The sequence below is a fragment of the Rhizobium sp. S96 genome (genome assembly GCF_030382195.1).
In the GTDB taxonomy this organism is placed as follows: Bacteria; Pseudomonadota; Alphaproteobacteria; order Rhizobiales; family Rhizobiaceae; genus Rhizobium.
This window is the reverse complement of record NZ_JAUDRY010000013.1, coordinates 144,117-163,840: the sequence shown is the minus strand read 5'-3', so window position 1 is coordinate 163,840 and position 19,724 is coordinate 144,117. Positions and strand designations below refer to the sequence as shown.

Genomic DNA, 19,724 nt, shown 5'->3' with positions numbered 1-19,724 from the left:
TCATTCGGCCCGGGGCACGGTCGTCGCGCCCCGGGCGTGGTCGGTCACTGTCCGAGGCTTGACTTGATGTTGTCGGTCGCCTCGGTTGAATAGACCGCCTTCCAGCCCTCGAGCAGCGTCTCGCGCGTCACCGGTAGCGCCGGCAGCGCGACGAAGGCGGGTGCTTGCTTATCGAGCAGCGCATAGCCGGCAAGCTTGGCTTCGACCACGCCGGCGTCGTAGGGCCGCTGCGCGCCAAGCCCCTTGACGAAACCACCCTGGGCCATCGAGATCGCCACGTTCTCGCCGAGATCGATCGTGGTGATGGCGAGATCGTCTCGACCGGCAACGCGCGCTGCCGAGATCACACCTTCGGCCGGCACGTCCCAAACCGCCCAAATGCCCTTGATGGTCGGATTGGAGGTGAGGATAGCCGAAGCCGCCTTTTCCGCATCGCCCGAGAAATCTGGTCCGCCGATGCCCTGCTCGGCCACGATCTTGATATTGGGGTAGTCGGACGCGATCGTCGCCTTGAAGCCATCGTAGCGCTGCTTGGTAACGAAGAAGTCGGCGGCATGGAAGACCAGTCCGATATCGCCTTCTCCCTTCAGCGCCTTCGCCATGAGATGTGCCGCGGCGACGCCGTTGCCGTAGTTGTCTGCCGACACGACCGAAACGTAGTCCTTCCCGGCCACGAAACCGGTCGGCACGTTATCCATGAAAACGAGCTTGGTGCCGGCCTCCGCTGCCGCCCTGTATGCCCCGGCGGTCGCCGTAGGGTCTGTCGGGATCGAGACGATTATGCTCGGCTTCTGCGCCATGATGGTCTCAATGTCGGAGACCTGCTTTTCCGGCTTGAAGCCGGCGTCGGTCACGGCAAGCACCTTGATGCCCATGGCGGCAAACTGTGTCTTCAGACCGTTGATCTGGGCGCGCGACCAGTCGTTGCCGCCGTAGTGCATGACGATCGCAGCCGTCGCGTTCATCGCCTTGATCTTGGTCAGTTCTTCGTCAGTCAGCGTCACATCGGAGGCCGGCGACGGAGATTCGCCCGAAGGTCCCTTGGAGAGAACTGTCTTCTGAAGTTGCGCCAGCGCGCTGTCCGGATCGGCGAATGCCGGTACGCCATGTGCAAGAGTGAGCGCCAGCACGGCGGCCGTGCCTAACAGAGTTCGTCTTTTTATCATCACTTTTCCTCCCGAAAATGGGGCTCCAGCCCCGGTCACGGCCGTCAGGCCGATTTAAGATAGGCCATGCTCGCTTTCGCTCCCTCCAGCGGATCAGGCCAGGAATCGAGTTCGGTACAAAGCCAGCCGGCAAAGCCGGTCTCTCGTAGGGCCGCGATGATCCCGTCCGTTGGGACGTCGCCGCGATCGATCGGTGTGAAGGCGAAGGGCTCTCTCTGATACCCTTTCAGGTGCACATAGGAGATGCGTGCCGCGTGCTCGCGGACCAGCGCCGCGGGATCGCCGCCGGCAGCGGCGAGATGGGCCGTGTCCGGGCAGAAATTGATACCGGTGAGCGCAAAGATCTTGCGCACTTGCGCCGGTCCTTCGACGATCGTGGAAAGATGCGGGTGATAGTGGGCGGTAAGACCCCGCGCTTCGGCGATCTCCTTCACCCGGTCGAGTGCTGCCGCGAGCTTGTGATAATCCGCCTCGCGGATGCCATCGAAGCGCTTCGCGCCGCCACCGACAACGAGATGCGGCGCCCCGAGTTCAGCGGCGCGATCGGCGGCACGAACGACCCGGGCAAGCTCCTCTGGCAAGATATCATCGAAGATGAAATTGCCGCCGGCATAGGTCGCAACGAGCGCGAGACCGTTGTCGGCAAGCAGGGAGCGCATGTCTTCGGACCTAAAATCGAGAAGGTTGCCGTCGAAAAGCTCGACACCCTCGTAGCCCGCCACGGCGATATCAGCGAAGGCGCGACGCATGTCGCCGAACGTCCGGTAGGCGAGATTGGTGATCGACGTAACGCCGACGGGATCCCCGCCAAGGCTGCCCCAGCAATTCGCATGATAAGCGAGCTTGAAGTTCGACATCGGCGCCTCCTCCCAGTGACCGTCGTGACTTGCAGCAAGTCTTACGTCGAAGAAAAATCGATGTCAATTATTTATCTGCATATCATGGCTTTCTTTTGCTGTTTTAATGCAAAAGTATGGTGTTGCCAGTCGAAACGAGCAGCTTTATCAAGGGAAGGAAGGCGAAGCGGCCAGGAAGGAAAAACCATGCCGACGACGGCGAGCATGCAAACTGATGGACATCCGCGCCGCAAAGGCCGTCCGCGCGTCTCCGAGACCGCCGCACCCAGCCTCGTCGATATCCTCAATCTTGTCCGCACCGAACAGGCCACCACTCGCCAGGAAATCGAGCGCCAAAGCGAGCTTGGGCGCGCTGTCGTCGCCGATAGGCTCGGAATGCTCAGCGAACTCGGTCTCGTCGATGAAAGCGAGCTTGGCACCGCCACCGGAGGCCGGGCGCCACGCCTCGTGCGGTTTGCGGCGGATCGCGGACGCATTCTCGTCGCCACGCTCGACCAGACCGCACTCGGCGTCGGCGTTGCCGATCTCGCCGGCTCACTGCTCATGGAACATCACGAGGCGACCGAACTCGCTCAACCGGTCTCGGCCCTTGCGGAACGGCTGGTGACGCTCTTCCGCTGGATTCTCGAGCGGCAGTCAAATCCTCAGCTCTACGGCATCTCCATTTCCGTACCCGGCGCCGTTTCCGACGGCGGCGAGGCGCTTTTTCAGCGTACCACACCGGGTGTCCTCCCGGGCTGGGAAAGCTTTCCGCTGGTCGAGACACTGGTTGCAGCCTTTGATGCTCCAGTCTGGCTTCGCTCCAGCGTCGAAACGATGACGATGGGCGAACTCCACGCCGGGGCCGGACGCAATCAACGCACGATGCTGCTGGTCAAGGTCGGCAAACGGATCGGCGCCGGACTGGCAAGCGAAGGGGTGCTGTTTCGCGGCGCTCAGGGTACGGTCGGCCTCATCGGTTCCGTACCGGTGACGTTGGGCGACAGGGCCGGCACGCTCGAAGCGATGGCGGGATCGGACCACATAGCCCAGGACGGCAGGCTCGCGGCGGAGAACGGAGCGAGCCCGGTCCTCGCCGAGCTTGTGCGACGCGGCGGCGACATTACGGCGCTGGAAGTCGCCCAGGCCGCCCAGGTTGGCGATGCTGCGGCAATCGAGATCCTGTCGCAGAGTGGCCGGCTGATCGGCCAGGTGGTCGCGACGCTCGCCAACATGCTGAACCCGGCGCTCATCGTGTTATCCGGTTCGATCGCCCAGACCAATGACATTCTTCTCGCGTCGGCGCGGGAGGCAATTTATGGTGCCTGCCACCCGCTCGTCAGCCGCGATCTGCAGATCATCCGCTCCCAGATGGGCAGCTCGTCGGGGCTTGTCGGGGCCGCCATCGTCGCGACCGAAGGCCTGTTCGCAGCACCCATGCTGCGAGACTGGATCATGTCGGGCCGGCCCCAGGCGCATCCGCTATTCCAGCAGATGAAGAACGAGATCGCCCAGCGGAAGGCCATCAAGGGAGACAATGTCCGGCCGCCGGACATGTAAGGAGGAATGAATGGCAATTACTGGTCTTGGCCCCCATGGTGAGCGCGCGTCGGCACCCGAGCGGGTGCTGCTCCTGCCCGAGGACATGGAGCGGGCACGGGCAAGTGGCTTCCGCGTCGCGATCGTGCTGCACACGCTTGAGAGCGACTGGGCCAAGCAGCAGCTTTCGGGCATCGTCGGCACGCTTGGCAATTGCGGGGTCGCGGTCATCGACGTGGTCGACTGCGGCTTCAACCCGGAGGTACAGATCGAAGCACTGGAGCGCCTGATCCTCGAGGCGCCTGACGCGATCATATCGCTGCCCGTCGCCAATTCGAAAGTGGCGGCGGCTCATTCGCGCGTCTCCGCGGCCGGCATAAGACTCGTCCTGCTCGACAACGTCCCGACCGGCCTTCTTCCAGGCAAGGACTACATCTCGCTGGTCTCGGCGGACAATTTCGGGCTCGGGAAGATCGCGGCGGAAGGCTTGTCGCCGCATCTGCCTGATGGTGCGGACGTAGGCGTGCTCGGCTATGACGCGGATTTCTTCGCGACGAACGAACGCGAAATAGCCTTTGTGAAGTGGATGCAGATCAATCGCCCGGATCTGACGCTTCGCGTGCGGCGGTTCCCTGCCCTGTCGGATGTCGCGAAGACTACGCGAGACCTCGCTGGAGCCCACCCCAGGCTTGCCGGCCTGTTTGTCGTCTGGGATACGCCAGCAATGACGGCCGCGCAGGTTCTCGACACGATGGGACACAGGCTTTCCATGGCGACGGTGGACCTTGGCCAGGAAGCCGCTATCGGACTTGCCGCCAGCGAACCCCTCGTTGCCATCGCCGCGCAGCAACCCTTCCGCCAGGGAGAAACCGCGGCCTCCATCGTCGTGACCGCTCTGCTTGGCCGCCTGGCCCCCGACTGGGTCGCCTTGCCCGGCCTTGCTGTCACCGCGCGAAATGTCGTGGAATGTTTCCAGACCGTCTGGCGTATGCCGGCGCCGCGCGAAGTGCTACGCAAGCTCAGCCTCGTTGGCCCGACCAAATAGCGGTCTTTTGCAGCCTTATGGAGCCTGCCGGCCCAGGCTCGTCGGCTCCATGCTTTCCGGCAAACTGATGCTGTGGGCAGTGCCCCAGCACCGAACAGCCGTGCGGGTTCGTTTCGATCAGTTCTTGATGGCCGTGCTCTTGAGCTGGGACTGCGCCTTCTACAAGCCGGTGTTCGACCAGAACATGATGGAAATCGAGATTTGCCCACATCGCCATATCCGGATATCGAACAATACTGATTTAATTCAGCTGGTTGCACCTTCGAGGATCCATGGTTTGTTCGCCGCAGAAATTGATTTTTTCATCTGCGTCACCAGATTCGGATGAGGCAAGAGAAGGAAGCAACGATATGACCATGACTTCCGAAGACGTTATCGCCATTCTTGGCCCTGTCGATGAAACGCTGGTGGCCGAGGTCATCGCGACGGGTGCGACGCGGACTGAACTTGCCGAGGCATTTGCATGGGCCAGCAACGACGAAGCCTTGATAGGTGAAGGTCGGCGACTGCCGGGAGGAAGGGTTGCCGAGCTCGTTGATCTGCTGTGCGCCGAAGAGGAAGAGCACGACAGATAGCATGATTTTGAGTTGATCAGCGAAGCGTCACCCAACCGCGTCATCCATTCGCGTGAATGCGGATATCGCCTGTGCGATCGATCATGTCCACCACGATGTAGCGGCCGGAACATTGGAAGATGACGTCTTGCGAACCATTGCCAATCACGACGCCGCAACGTCACGCGTAGAGGACGCTCGGAAGCCGCGGCTCGTTTACGCTGAACTGCACGGCGTGCGGATCGAACGCTACACCGAGACACGAATCAATAGCGATAGTGTCACTGCTGCTTAACACGCCTGTGACTGGTCGCCGGCGCGGGAGGGTGAAGGAAAGCCCGGAAAGCGCGGGAGACGAGCGGCAATAGTCCCTCGAGTATCGACGCAACAGCCGTGACGGCGATATCGAGCCGTTGTGACGAGGCGCTCATCGGCATGTGAGCGACCCGTTCGGCTCGCTCGGGATAGGTGACGCCGGTGAATAGAGCATCCCTGCGTCCGGGCCAAGCACGCGACGATCAGAGGGAATGGCTAGATCTCGAATGCGTGTTTGCGACGCCGTCCCTTCCGGTAGCTGCACAGACCGAAGCCGCCGGGTGGGCGCGACAGGCATCTCCAGCGGCGGTCACGGTTGTCGTTGGCGCAAGCCGTCTGCTTTTGCGCCAACATGTTTTGATCATTACCATCAAGAGCCTTCAAAGTCGCAACAACCTCGTCGTAGGAGACGATGTGGTCTGTCCCGGGGTAACGTCGCCAGGCTGGCATTGATTCGATTGTAGATATATCGGACGCCCATGAGGCCAATATCGCCCTCTTCTCGTCCTTGCTGATATCGCCCGCCGTCAGAACGTCGCGGGGATGATCGAAGTGCATGGCCGGGTGCAACAGATGCGCTGCGCTGATTGTTGCTACGGCATGCTTGGCTGCAGAATTGTGATCCGTTTCCTTTCTCATGCTCCAACTCCACTGATATAGGTCCAATCGACCTTGTACCTTTCGTGGTCACGCGGTCGTTTCGAACAGACCGCGCGCAGCCTGAACCATGGTTTTCAGGTGTTCGGGATTGCGAACGCCCTGGCGATAAAGCTCCACCACGATGGCAGCGATCCGTTCGGCTTCTTCAGAATCGCGAGGCACATCCGCCATCGCCCTGAGCTCATCGAAGACGTACTGGCAAATTTCGAGATCACGGGAATCGAGCGGCGCTTGCGACTTCTTGATGATCGTTTGAACCATTTATTCCTCCATTTCCCAAGGCCCACCCTTGCGGCAGGGCGGACCAGCATCGATTGCCTTAGGAGTCCCATGGCGGCGCCGGCGAGGATTGCCGATGCGGCGTCCTTCTTGGGTTTTTCTGCGATCATGGCTTCGGTTGCCACCAGCAGGCGGAGACAAGACTGTGGTCATGAAGCGGTCGGAACGACATGTTTTCCTCCGTTGGACAAAAAAGATGACGTCAATCCCTGACCGGGGGCCATGGGGTCCCGGCGGATGCAAAACCTCAATCGAGCATTGTGCACAAAATGATCTGGTTTGGCGTTTTTCCGATTTCAAGGGGACAAAACGAAAAAATCAGCACTCGTAAAGAGTGGCTGCTAACATCCTGGAAAGGAACAACAAACACGGTTCTTTCGTTCGAAAAACCGTTGATAGTCGCAAAGTTTTACGCCACATTCGCAATGTCATGAAACGGAGATGAAGCATGCGATTTTCATCGGACCTGGAATGTCAGCTCAATGGCTACGGGCTCACCACTGCACACATCCTCTACCGTATTCCCGATTTCGAATCTGTACTGCAAACCTACGTTTGGCAAGATTACGACCTCGCTCCCGATTTCCCTGAGATGCAAAGGTTCCTGGCTTACTGGCAGGCAAACCTCGACGGGCCGCTGCATTCCGTCCGCTACACGCACCAGCGCCTGATCGGACCGAACGAATGGCGCCGCGTTGAAGGCGAATTCAAGCTCCAGTAAGGATTGATTCCGAATTCTGCGATTAGGCTCGATGAGCTCGGTCACGCACGTGACAACGTGTCGGATGAGGCTCCCGGGCCGCCTGCCCCAGCGCCTGGGTGTATTGGTACCCGAGCGCTGTGTGCCGTAATGCACGCCCAGATGGTGATGCCCTAAGATCGGCGCGCCCGTGTCTCTACGAGACAAGGCCCGACGCTGACGACGAGATCGTTCGAGCGATGAACTCGAGGTGACCTGTGCGCTGTTCAAGAGTTGATGGGTCGGACGTGGTATCGAATACTTGAACCGAAGTCGCCGAACGAAACATCCTTAGGATCTGAATTCTCTCTTTTCGGTATTGGGCGAAGTCTGCCACCGGCCAATCCGCTTCCAGCGCTAATCCGTTGGCTCAAGCAAGTCGTCCAGTCTTTCGACCACGGCGCGAACCACATCAGCTCGGCTGACGATGCCGACCAACACGCCGTCACGCAGGATAAGGACACGCTTGATCCTGTGTTTCAGCATCAGATCAGCCAACTCCGCAATCGAGGTTTCCTCATCAGCGGAGATGATGGCCGACTGCATAATGTCGCGAACGTGCTGCTGGTTGAGGCGGATTTCGGAGAGGAACTCCGGCGCGAGTGCCTCGCCTTCCGCCAGCATGCGTAGCCATTGCGCTCGCTTGCTTTGAAACTGCGCGCCGAAGTGACGCATCACGTCGCCTTCGCTAATCAATCCAAGCGGCCGGTTATCTTGTGTCACCACCGGTACGGCGGTGACTTGGTGGATCAGCATGCGCCTGGCCGCCTCGGCCACGGTGGTCTCCGGCGACACCGTAACCAAATTCGTTGTCATCACAGACTTCGCAGGGATTGTCATGTTTACGGCTCCAGCTGGAAGAGCGTGAACCATACGGCGTCGGTTTGGCGGCCGCTTTGACGTAACGCAAAGCACCGGTGCCGGCGACGCGTAAATCCGGCGCGAACTCTCGAAGGAATAGCTTCGCCACGGTCTCCCTCGCGCCAGTCAACACTTCCTTGGGGCAGCTTTTCTTCGTCGCCCAAGACGGCCAACTACCCTCTGGCGTGTTCCCCTCAACGATCCTCGAGGGGCTTTGCAGCATGTTTGGTGCTCGCGCCCGACAGCACTGAGATCCCGAAATTGGACCCTCGGTTCTCGCACATGCCGGCCAGGTCCTGTTCATGCGGGACGCTGCTTGGACAAAGACATGCAGTATTTCCGAAGAAGCCGGGGCCGCCGTTGCTGGCGGCCCTGCCTGCTGCGGATCGAGCATAGCTAACGTGGTTGATTATTCAGCAGCCTGAGCCACATCTTCGCGATGGTGAATCTCGGTCCCCAGAACCTTCAAGCATTCCCGGATGAACGCTGCGAGTGCTGTCCATCCCTTCGCTGAAACCATATTTCCATCAACGAGTGCTTCTGTCGGCGACAGATCGACGTAAGTACCACCCGCGAGCGTAACTTCCGGCTCGCAAGCTCCAAGAGCACCAACACGCTTCCCGCGCACGACCCCGTCGACTGCAATCAGGATCTGGACGCCATGGCAGATCGTGAAAATCGGCTTCCGCGTCTCGTGGAAATGGCGAACCATGGCCTGAATACGCTTGTCGGTGCGGATATATTCCGGCCCGCGCCCGCCTGCTGCATAGACTGCGTGGTATTGATCAAGCTGCGCCTCGGCTTCCGAGAACGTCTTGTTGATCGTGAAAAAATGGCCGAGCTTCTCGGTGTAGGTCTGGTCGCCCTCGAAGTCGTGTAGCGAGGTCTTGATCAGATCCCCTGCCTTCTTGTCCGGGCAGACGACATGCACCGTATGGCCGACCGCTTCCATCGCCTGCTGGTAGACGAAGATCTCGTACTCCTCGGTGAACTCGCCCGTCAGCATCAGTATCTTCTTGCCTGGCATGATTTTACTCCTCTTTGGTCATGCGGTGGGGCGGCGCTGGCCGCCCCTGTTGACGTTGATAATCAGAACGGAGAGTCCGGGAAGTAGTATTCCTTGGCGTTCTCCTGGGTGATAAGCGGCGCATCCAGCTTGACCGCTCCTCGCACAGGCGCCTGCCCGACGAGGTTGGCAACGGTCATATAGATCGCAGTCTTGATCATGGCAGGCGGGTAAGGCGTCTCGACCGGGGTCATTGCGTCACCGTCGATGACCTTCTTGACAATGTCCTTCATACCGTTACCACCAAGCGCCAGCTTGATGTCCTTGCGACCTGACTCCTTGACGGCCTCCAGTACGCCAAGCAGCATGTCGTCATCGTTTGCCCATACAGCATCGATCTGCGGGTACTTGGCAAGATAGTCCTGCATGAGTTTGAAGGCGTCATCGCTGTTCCAGTTCGCGTACTGGATATCCAGAACCTTGAGGTCGGTCCCCTTGATGGCGTCCTGGAAACCCTGGATACGCTCATCGTCGATCACGGTCGGAATGCCGCGCAGCACAACGAGATTGCCTTTGCCGCCGAGCTTGTCGATCATGAACTTTGCAGTATTGCGGCCCACGGCGATGTTGTCGCCCGCCAGATAAAGGTCTTGGATGGTCGGGTCGTTAAGGCCCCGATCGACGACCGTGATGAACGTCCCCGAATCCTTGACGGCTTTCACAGGGGTGGTCAGCTCCTCGGACGTGTAGGGCAGAATGACCAGCGCATCGAGCTTGCGGCCTGCCGAGAGATCTTCGAGCGCGCTAACCTGTGCGGTTGCCGAGGGCGAGGTCTTGACGACGACTTCGACGTTGGGAAATGAAGCGTTGATTTCCTTGGCTGCCGCCTGCGCGTGATAAACGATACCTGCCGTCCATCCGTGATCGGCTGCGGGGATCGAAACCGCGACGACCTTCTTGTCGGCGGCAAATCCATGACTTGCGATGAACAAAGTACTCACGGCCGCTGCCGCTATCCATTTCGTAGTAGACATTCCATTCCTCCCAGAATTTGGACCTAAGACCGTGAACCCGTGTGGTCCTGACACGGATTATTTCGAAAACCTTTGAATGAGCATGGCGATAATGATGATGACACCCTGGACACCTGCTACGAGGTATTCCGAGACGAAGTCGGAAAGCACCATCAGGTTGGCGATGAGTTCAAGGATGACCGCGCCAGCGACCGTTCCCCAAATGTGTCCCTTGCCGCCACGAAGCGCGGTTCCCCCAATCACCACCGCAGTGATGACCTGCAGCTCCCAAAGAACACCTGTCGTCGGAGTGGCTGCTCCTAGTCTCGGCACGTAGCAGATGGCGGCGATTGCAACGCATGCACCCTGGATCGCGTAGGCGATCGTGCGGGTCTTGATGATCGAGATGCCGGAGTAACGCGCGACGTCCTCGTTGGCGCCGACGGCCGCGCATTTGCGCCCGTACTTCATCTTGTAGAGGATGAAGGATGCGATCGCGGCAACGGCGATCGAGATCACGATAGGCAGTGGGATACCTGCGACCGTCCCGAAATAAACCGGTCGGTACGCGTCGCGCAGGGTGCGGTCGATCGGGATGGTGCCCCCGTCCGACATGTAGGTAATCAACGCCCTGAAAATCCCCATCGTGCCGAGCGTGGCGATGAATGGTTCGATCTTCCCGACAGTGACGATCAGGCCATTCATCAGGCCGCAGAACAACCCCACGGCGACAGCGACCACCATGCCAGCCGGGATTGCCGTTACCCCCCACTCCGGGGCCATCCGGTTCATGAACATGATGGTGATTCCGGTTATGAATGCGGCCATTGATCCGACGGATAGATCGAGCCCACCTGAGGAAATCACGAAAGTCGCGCCGACGGCGATGATGGCGATGAAGGCGCTTCTCGTGATGACATTGCCGAGGTTGGTCGCGGACAGAAAGTCCGGATTGATCGCAAAGCCTATTACCATCAGCGCGGCCAAAGCGACAAAGGGTCCGACGTCGGCCCAGCCGATATTCCATTCCCGCTCCGGTCTGACCGAAGTGGAGCCTGTTAATACGGTCATCTTGTTCCTCCCTGAACACGTTCAGCGGCATCGCTCGTCGCCAAAAGCGCGACATTGTGTTCTGTCATCTCGTCGCCAGAGACCTCGCCTGCGATGCGCCCCTCACGCATCACAAGGATTCTGTCGCAGATGCCAATCAGTTCCTGCATCTCCGACGAGATGACGATGCAGGTCTTGCCCTGCGAGACCAGCTGCTGAATGAAGGCGTAGATCTGCGCCTTGTTGGCGATGTCGATGCCGCGCGTCGGCTCATCGATAACGACGATCGACGGCGCGGTGAGAAGTACCTTGGCGAGCAACAGCTTCTGCTGGTTGCCGCCTGAGAGCTGGCCCGCCTGGACCCTCGTACTCTTGAGGCGAATATCGTATTGCTCGATTGCGTCAGCGAGTGCGGCCCGCTCGCGGCGACGGTGCATCAGAAGCCCGGGGTGAAAACGACCGAGAGCCGATAATGTCAGGTTAGGTGCCAATCCTTCCCGCAGAAGAAGACCTTTTCCCTTTCGGTCCTCGGTCAAATACCCGATGCCCGCATCGAGTGCTGCCCGCGGCGAATGGATGTCGATGGGCTTGCCCAGCAACTCAACCACACCTTTTGCCGGGCGCAATCCCATGATGCCTTCGAACAGTTCCGTCCTACCGGCACCGATCATCCCGGCAAAACCCAGTATCTCGGACTGGCGCACCTGGAAGGACACGCCCTTGACGAAACCTGGCACCGAGAGGTCTCGAACAGTCAGTTCCACGCCGCTTGGCGCCTTTACCCGCTTGGGCGGATAGAGCGCGGCGAGATCGCGGCCGACCATCAGGCGAGCCATGTCCATCTGGCTTAGGCTGTGGCCGGGATAGCTGCCAACCATCTTGCCGTCACGTAGCACCGTTACCTTGTCGGCCAGGCGTTGCACCTCATCGAGCCGGTGGCTGATGTATAGAATTGCGGTGCCCTGTTCTTTCAGTCGCATGATGATCGAAAGCAGACGCTCGACCTCTTCCCCGGTGAGGACTGCAGTCGGCTCGTCGAAGATCGCAAGCTTATAGTCGTCGAGAAGCGCGCGAGCGATTTGAACGAGCTGGCGATCAGCGAGCGATATGTTGCGCACCAGCGAACTGGGTGACACATCACAGCCGAGTTCGGAGAGCTTCTCCCTGGCGATACGACGCATGGCCTTGTCGTCGACGACCCCGTTTCGCATCAGCTCACGACCGAGGAACAGGTTTTCTGCAACAGTAAGCGCGTCTGCGAGCAGGATCTCCTGGTGCACAAGAACGATACCTGCCTGTTGAGCCTGCTCCGGCCTGGAGAACCGGACCGCAGCCTCGCTCATGGAAAGAGATCCAGAGCTCGGTTCGGCGTAGCCCGACAAGAGACGCATGAAGGTCGACTTGCCAGCGCCGTTTTCGCCGATGACCGCGTGGATCTCCCCCGGGAAGATATCGAGCGAGATATCAGATAGAACCGTAACTGGTCCGTACTGCTTGGAGATACCCTCGGCGCGGAGAACGGGGGCGCGCGTAACGCTATGGGTCTCCGTCGCCGAGGCCCCTCCGTTTCGTTCCATGCTCACAACGCTCGACATCGGCGGCCTCTTAATCGAACGCGGGGAGCAGTCGGTCACGCGAGTGCTCGAGATGGACACGCATTGCCACTTCGGCCGCGGAAGCATCGCCCGCAGCGAACGCGGTGATCAGGGCCTCATGTTCATCGAGAGCCTCCTCGGTGACCCGGGAGTGAAACATCAATCGGAAAATGTGAAAGTGAGTGTGTTGATGGTTCAGCGTCTCGCGAATGAGCTCGTTTCCAGCAATTTCCAGAATCTTGTCGTGGAAGAGCGCGTCCTGGCGAGCGAAGGTCGAATAGCGCAGTCGTTCGTCGCCGCCGTCTCGCCGACCCATCACACCTGCGGCCTCTTTAAGTGCAGAGAGCTTGTGCTCGTCCATGACAGATGCAGCCTTGGCTGCGCTCGCAGGCTCAAGCAGCAGACGGAGCTGATAGAGTTCATCAAAACGTCTCCGAGCGATCTGAGGCGCTGCGCTGTAACCGATGAGATGGGTCTTGACGACAAGTCCTTCCCCCTCAAGGCGACCAAGCGCCTCGCGGATTGGGGTCTGCGACACGTTGAGTTCACGGACGAGGTTGTCGACGGTAATCCTCGCGCCTGGGGCAATCTTCAAGGACATCAGCTGGGCGAAGATCGCGTCATAGACACTGCCTGCGAGGCTGTTGCTCCGCTGAATGAATCCACTTGGGTCGGGCGCTTCGTTCAACATCGTCGTATTCCGGTCCTGCATTATTTTTGCCTCTTGACACAACCCATCGCTAACATGATGCTCCGTGATATGCAATCCCATATCCTATAGGATTTTATATCGGAGATGTCGTGAGGGTAGATGAAGACGGCGCCGTGGCGTTAGCAACACGCCTCCTTGCGGACCGCGGGACGCCTGCGGCCCACGCTGCAATGCAGGCACGCGTGCTGGTGGAAGGGGAACTGAAAGGCCATCCGTCCCATGGACTGCAGCGGCTGCCGCGTATCTTGTCCCGAATTGAGCGCGACCTTATCGACGCATCGGCCGCGGGAATGCAAAACTGGCGCTCGTCCTCGTACCTTGAGGTTGATGGCCAGAAAGGACTGGGACCAGTTGTCGCCCATGCCGCGCTCGACCGGATCGCAGAAAGGGCTCGTGAAACTGGCATTGCAGTTGCAGGCATCCGCAACTCCAACCATCTCGGCATGCTTGCACACTACGTCGAATGTGTCGCCGATCGGGGCCAGATCGGCATTGCCATGTCCTCGAGCGAAGCGCTTGTTCACCCCTATGGAGGGACGCGCGCGCTGCTGGGAACCAACCCGCTCGCGATCGCGGTTCCCACGGCCGGAAGGCCGCTCGTTGTCGATCTGGCAACCGGTCTCGTTTCAATGGGCAAGATCCACCATCATGCTGCCAACGGCGTCGCCATTCCGCAAGGTTGGGCTCGCGACAGCAACGGAAAGCCGACCACGGATGCCGCGGCTGCCACAAGGGGATCGATCGCGCCTTTCGGCGATGCAAAGGGGTACGCTCTTGGGATGGCGCTCGAGCTCCTCGTCGCCTCGATCGCGGGGTCGGCGCTGGCCCCCGACGTGCGCGGCACGCTCGACGCCGACAATATCTGCAACAAGGGCGATGTGTTGATTGTCATTGACGTCGGTGCAGAGCCAGCCTTGCTCCGGCGCTTCAGTGACTATCTCGAGCGCATCCGAACTTCCATCCCCGCTGATCCTTTGCGCCCCGTGACAGTTCCCGGCGACGGCGCATCGTCGCGGCGTGAACAGGCGCACAAGGACGGAATCGAGATCAGCCCCAAACTCTGGGACGAGCTCAACGCCCTTTCTTATTCGAACAATCCACCCGTCAGAGGACATGGACAATGACCCTTTTCGCCGCGCTTCGTCTTCCTCGTGAAATTCTCTTCGGCAAGGGGCAGCGCCATGCCCTCCCCTCGGTTGCGGCCAAACTAGGCAGTCGCGCGCTGATCTGCACGGACGAACGGTTCGCAGGCACGACCGTCTTCGCCGAGATCGTCAAGTCGCTGGAGGCTGCGAACATTGCAGTGCTGATTCATGATGGTGTCCAGCCTGACGTTCCGGTCGCTACCGTTTCGGTATGCGTGGAGGACGCACGCAGCTTTGATCCCGATCTGGTGATCGGGATCGGCGGAGGGAGTTGCCTTGATATGGCGAAGTGTGCGGCCCTGCTGCTCACCCACGGCGGCGCGTTGAAGGATTACTATGGCGAGTACAAGGTCCCAGGTCCCACGATCCCCGTCATTGCCGTACCAACGACGGCAGGAACGGGATCCGAAGTCACTCCGGTTGCGGTCATCTCCGACACCGACCGCACGCTGAAGGTCGGCATCTCAAGCCCCCATCTTATTGCGGCCGTAGCTATTTGTGATCCGCAACTGACGATGACCTGCCCTCCCGGACTGACCGCAATCGCCGGAGCCGACGCCCTCACCCACGCTATCGAGGCTTTCACTGCGGCTCGCAGAGGCACCGACCCCGCCTTGGCGCAAGAACACGTCTTCATCGGAAAGAGCACCCTCACCGATCATTTTGCACTGTTGGCAATCAAGCTTCTGGGCCGCAGTCTCGAAAAGGCTTGCATGGATGGTTCTGACGAAGAGGCCCGGGCCGATGTCATGATGGGAGCCTTGGCAGCGGGTTGCGCCTTCGGGACAGCAGGGACCGCAGCGGCCCACGCCATCCAGTACCCGGCCGGAGCGCTGACCCACACCGCCCACGGCCTCGGTGTCGCAACCATGATGCCGTACGTGATGAACTACAACAGGTCGGCTTCCACCTCCGAAATGGCCGAGATTGCCGGAGCGCTTGGCCTTCACAGCATGGATGGCGATCCAAAGCAGCTTGCCGTCGCCGCGATAGAGGAAATTCGCAGGCTGTTCGCAGCGATCGGTATCACCCCCACCCTTGCCGATCTCGGGCTGGCCGCCGACAAGCTCGATTGGACGGCAGAGCAGGCCTTCGGCATCGACAGGCTCATCAAGAACAATCCCAGGCCGTTCGATCTCGACGCGATGAAGCGTCTTGTAAGAGCAGCTTACGACGGCGATCTCGCCGCCTCCGCAATCTGAACATCGAGGGGAGACTCATGACCATTGCCCAGCAGATCCATGCAACCGAGCGCGAGATGCCCGACATCGATGCAGCCGCACGCGGGCTCTATATCGACGGGTCATGGCGGCCTTCGCAGTCCGGTCGGCAAATCGATGTCGTCGACCCGTCGACTGGTGTCGTTCTCGCAGCTGTGCCCGATGCAACGGTAGAGGATGCCCAGGCATGCATTGATGCAGCAGCGGCGTCCGCGCCTGCCTGGCGTGCCACCCCGCCCCGCAAGCGATCCGAGATCCTGCGACGCTGCTTCGAACTCATGGTCGAACGCTCGGAGATGCTGGCGACCTTGATCTCGTTGGAGAACGGCAAGGCGTTGCGGGACGCGCGCGGCGAAGTCGCCTATGCTGCCGAATTCTTCCGCTGGAACGCCGAAGAGGCGGTACGCATCACCGGAGAGTTCGGCATCGCTCCGTCCGGCACGAACCGCATCATCGTGGATTATCAGCCGATAGGGATCTGCCTGATGATCACGCCCTGGAACTTCCCGGCAGCAATGGCAACCCGCAAGATCGCCCCTGCCCTGGCCGCAGGCTGTACAGTCATCCTCAAGCCTGCCAGCGAGACGCCTCTTACGGCCTACGCGCTTGCGGCAATCTACGAAGAGGCTGGCGTGCCGAAGGGCGTCGTCAACGTTCTGACGACTACTGACCCTGGATCGATGACGGCACATGTCCTGGCCGATCCGCGTGTCCGGAAGCTCTCCTTCACGGGATCGACAGGCGTCGGTAAAAAACTGCTCGCAGAGGCAGCGAAGCATGTCATCTCGTGCTCAATGGAACTCGGCGGGAATGCGCCTTTCGTGGTTTTCGATGATGCCGATCTCGATGCCGCTCTCGACGGGGCAATGATCGCCAAGATGCGCAATGCGGGCGAAGCATGCACGGCGGCAAACCGCTTTTACGTGCAGTCGGGCATCTATGACGCATTCGCCGAGGGATTGACCAGGCGCATGGCGGCATTGAACGTGGGTCCGGGCATCAACGCCGAGACCGACTGCGGCCCGATGATCACTCGAAAGGCGGTCGAAAAGATCAGTCGCCTGGTTGATGACTCAAAAGCCAAGGGTGCGCGCGTTCTATGCGGCGGTGAGACGCCGTCCGGGTCTGGTTTCTTCTACCCGCCGACTGTCCTTGCCGACGTCCCGGTAAGCTCCGAGATGATGTCAGAGGAGATTTTCGGTCCCGTTGCACCGCTTTACCGTTTCGATGACGAGGAAGAAGCCATAGCGCGTGCCAACGATACGGAATATGGGCTTGCGGCCTATGTGTACACGCGTGACCTTGCACGCGGCCTGCGCGTTTCCTCCGCCATCGAAGCAGGTATGATCGCCCTCAATCGAGGCTTGGTCTCCGATCCGGCAGCGCCGTTCGGCGGCGTAAAGCAGAGCGGGCTGGGGCGCGAGGGCGGACAGCACCATGGCATTGCCGAATTCATGGAAGCCAAATATATCGCTACGAGTTTCTGAAGCGGGGGGCTTTTATGGAAACCGACCCATTCCGGATCCGCGACCATGTCGCGGATTTCGACGCCATTGTTGGTGAGATCGTCGCGGCGAGTGCGAGGGCGCGCGAAGCCCTTCCTATGATACCGGACGTCGCATATGGCGACGGACCAGATGAAACTGTGGACATCTTCTTTCCCAAGGGTCCGCGTCAGAACCTTCCTGTCCACCTGTTTGTCCACGGCGGCTATTGGCGGATGTTCTCCAAGCGAGATTACTCTTGCATCGCCAACACCGTCACTTTGGCGGGTGCTATCGCCGTGATCGTTGATTATTCTCTCATGCCGGCGCAGCGCATGGAGGTTCTTGTCGACCAAGTCGTCCGCGCCAAAGAATGGGTCATCCAGCATATTGCAAGTTATGGCGGCAATCCCTTGCATCTATCTGTGAGCGGACACTCTGCGGGAGCGCATCTCGCGACGTTCACCTTCGAGGAGAGCGAAAAAGCCTCCGGAGTTCAGGGCGCTTTCCTGCTCGGCGGCCTTTATGATCTTGCGCCGCTGCAACAATCTTTTTTGCAAAGGGAGATAGCGCTGACCGAGGACGAGGTATCTCGCTTCACACCCCTTTCCCGGCGCCATGATGGGGATTGTCACGTTGTCCTGGCTGTCGGCGAAGACGAAACACGTCCTTTTCATGAACAATCCAATGCCTTCGACAATCACCTTGCAGCCCAAGGCTTCTCGGTATCGTCCAGGATCATGGCTGGTCGCAATCATATGAGCTCTGTCCGCGACCTGGGTGTGCCGGGAACCGAGGCGGGAGACTTTCTGATCGGCTTCATAACCGCCGGGCACCGTGAAACAAACGCGACGACGCATGGTCGTGCTGCCCCGCGGATTTGAAGCATATTGGTCGATGTCGCGGCTCTCAGACGCTCATTGGGGTGTGTCGGCGCTTCGAGCCGTGCAAGATATTCGGCATAGAGTTCAGGGCTTGCGGTGCATATGGTTCGGCCGAGTAGCACTTTCTCAGCGCGGCGCTCGGAAGCCTCAAGCATGAAAACCGTGCTCGTCTTGCCAAACGGTTCGGGCGCACTGTCAATCAGTCGCGGGTCGCAGGCTTGATTACTATGCACGCGTGCGTCTCGGCTTTTACCGGTTCGTGAAGTGGGCACCGGAAGTTCCTTTCGCTGCGCAAAATGTACCGGATAGATCAGCGCTCTCGGCTGCTCCCGGGTCCCGCCGTCGGCGCATTATACTCACCGAGCCGCCCGCACCATGGACTTGGCAATCTCAAGTATGTCGTCGCGCGATGCCGTCGGATCTTCCCTGTTCCAGGCAATGCCAAGCCCGATCCTGAAATCGATCCCCCTCACCTTCTTGAGGACGAAGGTCCGGTTGGGAATGTCCATTGTCCATTCCGGCGCAAAGCCGATGCCGAGCCCGGCGGAAACAAGTGACACGAGCGAATAGGTGTCATCGCAGCTATAGGCGATGTTCTTCGTCAGATCGTATTTCTCGAACTTCTCATTGAAATAGCGCTCCGTAAAAGAAAGGTTCTGACGATTGAAGGCAATGATCTTCTGGTCGCGCAGATCCTCGATCGAGATCTCGTCGCGAAGAGCCAGTGGACTGCTCTCTGCCACGGCCAGCAGGTACTTCTCATGGGCAACCGAGAAGAAGCGCAACGATCTGATGTTTTCGACGGGGCGGATGAAGCCAAGATTGATCTGCCCTGTCTCCAGACCACGGATGATATCGCTGGTATTGCCCGAGGCGATATGGATTCGGACATCTGGAAACTTATGCGCGATCTTGCCCAGGAACACCGGCAGCATGCCCATGGTGGCGGGATAGACGGTTCCGATCTTGATCTGACGAATACGACTGCCGCCGGCGGCCCGTGTCAGTTCGGCGGTCAGGTCCATTTCGCTCAAGATCCGGACCGCCCGATCATAGAAGGTGGCCCCTGCCCTCGTCAGCTCGACCCGGCGGGTCGAGCGGATGAACAGTGGGCAACCCAGTTCCTTCTCCAGTGCCATGACATGGTTGCTCAATGCCGGTTGGGCGATGCACATCTTTGCAGCTGCACGACCGAAGTGCAGTTCCTCGGCTACCGCTTTGAATAAGGAAAGTTGGCGAAGTTCCACAGCTCACCCTCCGTCTTAGGCAATTCAGCAAGCAAGGATTAATATGGGACCTACAGTCCGTCGATTGTCAAGCCGTTTAACTGTGTTCTGCGCAAATGGACACGAAGCAGACCATAGGCTGGAATTTGAGGCGCATCCGCGTGCAGCGGGGCCTCTCGCAGGAAAGGCTTGCGCTCGAGGCGAGCATCGACCGCTCCTATGTCGGGCGAGTTGAACGCGGCGAAGAAAACGTCACGGTGGCCACGCTAGAGGCGATTGCAAATGTTCTTTCCGTCAGCGTTGCGTCCCTCTTCGAAGAAATCAGCCCGAGTGAAGGAAAACCCGAGCCACTTCGGTCCGGACGGAAGCCTAAGGGAAGAAATTAGAACTGGACC

21 protein-coding genes and 1 pseudogene are annotated in these 19,724 nt (G+C 59.7%); 10 read left to right on the top strand and 12 right to left on the bottom strand.

The annotated features are described in order from the left end of the window. Window positions 1-44 precede the first annotated feature (44 nt). Both QTL94_RS16900 and QTL94_RS16895 read right to left on the bottom strand, forming a co-directional pair. Window positions 45-1,166: a substrate-binding domain-containing protein gene (locus QTL94_RS16900; protein WP_083199300.1), complete on the bottom strand. Its 1,122-nt coding sequence runs from the start codon at window positions 1,164-1,166 to the stop codon at window positions 45-47. Between the two features lie 44 nt (window positions 1,167-1,210). Further along, window positions 1,211-2,023, bottom strand: a complete 813-nt coding sequence (locus QTL94_RS16895) for a sugar phosphate isomerase/epimerase family protein (protein ID WP_065690434.1) — start codon at window positions 2,021-2,023, stop codon at window positions 1,211-1,213. Window positions 2,024-2,209: 186 nt separating this feature from the next. On the opposite strand from QTL94_RS16895, the gene QTL94_RS16890 reads away from it, so the two are divergent. The 4 genes from QTL94_RS16890 to QTL94_RS16875 are packed head-to-tail and all read left to right on the top strand — an operon-like array spanning window position 2,210 to window position 5,161. Then, entirely contained in the window at window positions 2,210-3,562 is a 1,353-nt protein-coding gene (locus QTL94_RS16890) for an ROK family protein (protein ID WP_065690433.1), read from the top strand. A gap of 10 nt (window positions 3,563-3,572) precedes the next feature. Then, window positions 3,573-4,586 (top strand): substrate-binding domain-containing protein, encoded by a 1,014-nt coding sequence (locus tag QTL94_RS16885; protein ID WP_065690432.1) that lies wholly within the window; start codon window positions 3,573-3,575, stop codon window positions 4,584-4,586. Between the two features lie 49 nt (window positions 4,587-4,635). Next, a complete protein-coding gene (locus tag QTL94_RS16880) occupies window positions 4,636-4,914 on the top strand; it encodes a hypothetical protein (protein ID WP_065690431.1) in 279 nt (92 codons plus the stop codon). Between the two features lie 22 nt (window positions 4,915-4,936). Then, window positions 4,937-5,161: a hypothetical protein gene (locus tag QTL94_RS16875; protein ID WP_065690430.1), complete on the top strand. Its 225-nt coding sequence runs from the start codon at window positions 4,937-4,939 to the stop codon at window positions 5,159-5,161. A gap of 510 nt (window positions 5,162-5,671) precedes the next feature. Here QTL94_RS16875 and QTL94_RS16870 read toward each other — a convergent pair. Next, window positions 5,672-6,094 carry a hypothetical protein gene (locus QTL94_RS16870; RefSeq protein ID WP_289802583.1) on the bottom strand — a complete coding sequence of 141 codons (423 nt, stop codon included), beginning with the start codon at window positions 6,092-6,094 and terminating at the stop codon, window positions 5,672-5,674. Between the two features lie 48 nt (window positions 6,095-6,142). Continuing rightward, the gene (locus QTL94_RS16865) at window positions 6,143-6,376 is read right to left on the bottom strand and encodes a hypothetical protein (RefSeq protein ID WP_065690427.1); all 234 of its coding nucleotides are present in this window, start codon (window positions 6,374-6,376) and stop codon (window positions 6,143-6,145) included. A 466-nt stretch (window positions 6,377-6,842) separates the two neighbouring features. Between QTL94_RS16865 and QTL94_RS16860 the strand changes: the two genes are divergently transcribed. Beyond that, entirely contained in the window at window positions 6,843-7,115 is a 273-nt protein-coding gene (locus QTL94_RS16860; protein WP_065690426.1) for an usg protein, read from the top strand. Window positions 7,116-7,490: 375 nt separating this feature from the next. Here the strand turns inward: QTL94_RS16860 and QTL94_RS16855 are convergent, their stop codons facing one another. The 6 genes from QTL94_RS16855 to QTL94_RS16830 form a co-directional block, all read right to left on the bottom strand. Further along, a complete protein-coding gene (locus QTL94_RS16855; RefSeq protein WP_275078378.1) occupies window positions 7,491-7,949 on the bottom strand; it encodes a CBS domain-containing protein in 459 nt (152 codons plus the stop codon). Between the two features lie 454 nt (window positions 7,950-8,403). After that, complete coding sequence (locus QTL94_RS16850) at window positions 8,404-9,021, bottom strand: DJ-1/PfpI family protein (protein ID WP_065690424.1); 618 nt, start codon at window positions 9,019-9,021, stop codon at window positions 8,404-8,406. Window positions 9,022-9,083: 62 nt separating this feature from the next. Further along, window positions 9,084-10,034: a substrate-binding domain-containing protein gene (locus QTL94_RS16845; protein WP_141683918.1), complete on the bottom strand. Its 951-nt coding sequence runs from the start codon at window positions 10,032-10,034 to the stop codon at window positions 9,084-9,086. Between the two features lie 57 nt (window positions 10,035-10,091). Then, on the bottom strand, window positions 10,092-11,084 hold the full coding sequence (locus QTL94_RS16840; protein ID WP_065690422.1) for an ABC transporter permease: 993 nt from the start codon (window positions 11,082-11,084) through the stop codon (window positions 10,092-10,094). After that, window positions 11,081-12,640: a sugar ABC transporter ATP-binding protein gene (locus tag QTL94_RS16835; protein WP_065690489.1), complete on the bottom strand. Its 1,560-nt coding sequence runs from the start codon at window positions 12,638-12,640 to the stop codon at window positions 11,081-11,083. The genes QTL94_RS16840 and QTL94_RS16835 overlap by 4 nt, the downstream gene beginning before the upstream one ends. 28 nt (window positions 12,641-12,668) lie before the next feature. Beyond that, window positions 12,669-13,349 carry a GntR family transcriptional regulator gene (locus QTL94_RS16830; RefSeq protein ID WP_065690488.1) on the bottom strand — a complete coding sequence of 227 codons (681 nt, stop codon included), beginning with the start codon at window positions 13,347-13,349 and terminating at the stop codon, window positions 12,669-12,671. A gap of 110 nt (window positions 13,350-13,459) precedes the next feature. Between QTL94_RS16830 and QTL94_RS16825 the strand changes: the two genes are divergently transcribed. From QTL94_RS16825 to QTL94_RS16810, 4 genes are read left to right on the top strand one after another with little or no spacing between them, the layout of a single operon-like run. After that, complete coding sequence (locus QTL94_RS16825; protein ID WP_289802582.1) at window positions 13,460-14,494, top strand: Ldh family oxidoreductase; 1,035 nt, start codon at window positions 13,460-13,462, stop codon at window positions 14,492-14,494. Further along, window positions 14,491-15,717, top strand: coding sequence for an iron-containing alcohol dehydrogenase (locus QTL94_RS16820; protein ID WP_065690420.1), 1,227 nt, complete (start codon window positions 14,491-14,493; stop codon window positions 15,715-15,717). The genes QTL94_RS16825 and QTL94_RS16820 overlap by 4 nt, the downstream gene beginning before the upstream one ends. A gap of 56 nt (window positions 15,718-15,773) precedes the next feature. Continuing rightward, window positions 15,774-17,222 (top strand): NAD-dependent succinate-semialdehyde dehydrogenase, encoded by a 1,449-nt coding sequence (locus tag QTL94_RS16815; RefSeq protein ID WP_065690486.1) that lies wholly within the window; start codon window positions 15,774-15,776, stop codon window positions 17,220-17,222. Between the two features lie 14 nt (window positions 17,223-17,236). Continuing rightward, window positions 17,237-18,103, top strand: coding sequence for an alpha/beta hydrolase (locus QTL94_RS16810; protein ID WP_083199297.1), 867 nt, complete (start codon window positions 17,237-17,239; stop codon window positions 18,101-18,103). A 74-nt stretch (window positions 18,104-18,177) separates the two neighbouring features. Here QTL94_RS16810 and QTL94_RS28465 read toward each other — a convergent pair. Together QTL94_RS28465 and QTL94_RS16800 are read right to left on the bottom strand one after the other, a co-directional pair. Further along, a pseudogene (locus QTL94_RS28465) lies at window positions 18,178-18,258 on the bottom strand (DUF1778 domain-containing protein); the annotation flags it as partial. Between the two features lie 201 nt (window positions 18,259-18,459). Beyond that, the gene (locus tag QTL94_RS16800; protein ID WP_289802581.1) at window positions 18,460-19,350 is read right to left on the bottom strand and encodes a LysR family transcriptional regulator; all 891 of its coding nucleotides are present in this window, start codon (window positions 19,348-19,350) and stop codon (window positions 18,460-18,462) included. 95 nt (window positions 19,351-19,445) lie between these two features. Here QTL94_RS16800 and QTL94_RS16795 point away from each other — a divergent pair, with 95 nt between their 5' ends. Beyond that, complete coding sequence (locus QTL94_RS16795; protein WP_065690418.1) at window positions 19,446-19,715, top strand: helix-turn-helix domain-containing protein; 270 nt, start codon at window positions 19,446-19,448, stop codon at window positions 19,713-19,715. Window positions 19,716-19,724: the final 9 nt, after the last annotated feature.